1 protein-coding gene is annotated in these 1,465 nt (G+C 72.2%); it reads left to right on the top strand.

Going from position 1 to position 1,465, the window contains the following annotated elements; translation table 11 throughout:
- Positions 1–286 precede the first annotated feature (286 nt).
- On the top strand, positions 287–1,465 hold a 1,179-nt coding region (locus tag AB5164_RS10165), incomplete at its 3' end, for an IS110 family RNA-guided transposase (protein WP_368148087.1).

The raw sequence follows: 1,465 nt of genomic DNA on the forward strand, positions 1-1,465 counted from the left end.
TCCGCACTGATATCTTCTGTATTGAAGACGTCGATGATGCACCCGTATACCATTGACGTCGACACCATCAGATGCGGACCGCGCGGTGACCCCACATTCCGCTGGCGCCCACAGGGCTGCCCTCGTTTCCTGACATGTCCCGCGCGGGCCGCGGCGAGCCGAGACCGCCGCATGACCTAATAGGAGCATGGAGCGATACCGCGGACCCGAACAACCGCATTCTATCGCGCCCCGTCAGTGTGCCGTCTGCCCGGTCCAGGCGAGCACGGAAAGAACGGAGCGAGACATGAGAACCGAATCGACACCCGGCGCCCGCGGGCCGGTCTTCTGCGGGGTCGACACCCACGCCGACTCGCACTGGCTGTGCGTCCTGGACTGGAGGGGCCGCAAGGTCCTGTCCCGCCGGTTCCCCGCCGACGCGGCGGGATACGAGGCGCTCGCCGGGGCGATCGCGGCGGCCGGGGAGCCGGCCTGCGTCGCGATGGAGGGGACGTCGTCCTACGGGGCGGGCCTCACCAGGCACCTCGCGTCGCTGGGGATGCCCGTGCGCGAGGCGCTCTCCCCGGCGAGGACGCAGAGGAGGCGCCCGGGGCAGGGGAAGTGCGACGAGTCGGACGCGGAGAGGGCGGCCCGCGCGGCGATGTCCGGCTCAAGGCTCGGGACCCCCAAGAGCCAGGACGGGTGGGTCGACGGGGTGCGCTGCATGCTCGCGGCGCGCTCCGGGGCGGTGAAGGCGCGGACCTCGGCGATCAACACCGCGAGGTCGCTGCTCACCACCGCCCCGGAGGGGCTCAGGTCGAGGTTCCGCGGGATGGCGGGGCCGAGGCTGATGGAGGAGCTCCCCTCCGTGCGCGCCGAGGGCGCGCTGGGCGCCGCGCTCGGCGCGCTGGCGGACCTGTGGGCGGCGGCGCGCGACGCGGCGCTCGACATGGAGCGCGCGATCGAGGCGTCCCTGGAGGAGAACTGCCCCGCGCTGCTGGCGATGTACGGGTGCGGGCCCGTGAGCGCGGCCAAGCTCGCGGTCGCGGCCGGGGACAACCCGGGCAGGCTGCGCTCCGAGGCGTCGTTCGCGGCGATATGCGGGGCCTGCCCAATCCCCGCCTCGAGCGGCAAGACCGTGAGGCACAGGCTCAACAGGGGCGGCGACCGGCAGGCGAACAGCGCTCTGCACGAGATCGCGAGGCAGAGGGTCATGCGCGACCCCGAGACCGCCGAGTACGCCGAGAGGGCCAGGGCGCGGGGGAAGAGCGACAGGGAGGTCATGAGGTGCCTCAAGCGCTACGTGGCCAGGGAGGCGTACCGGGCGCTGATGCGCCCGCACGAGGTCAGGAGGCCCGAGGACGCCTCGGGGCTCGTGGCGGCCAGGCGCGCGGCGAGGGTCAGCCAGGTGAGGGCGGCGTCCATATTGGGAACCAGCGAGAAGTACATCTCGATGCTGGAGAGGGGCCAAAGGGAGCTCAAGCCC

Source organism: Collinsella aerofaciens, assembly GCF_040915425.1.
GTDB classification, from domain to species: domain Bacteria; phylum Actinomycetota; class Coriobacteriia; order Coriobacteriales; family Coriobacteriaceae; genus Collinsella; species Collinsella aerofaciens_BW.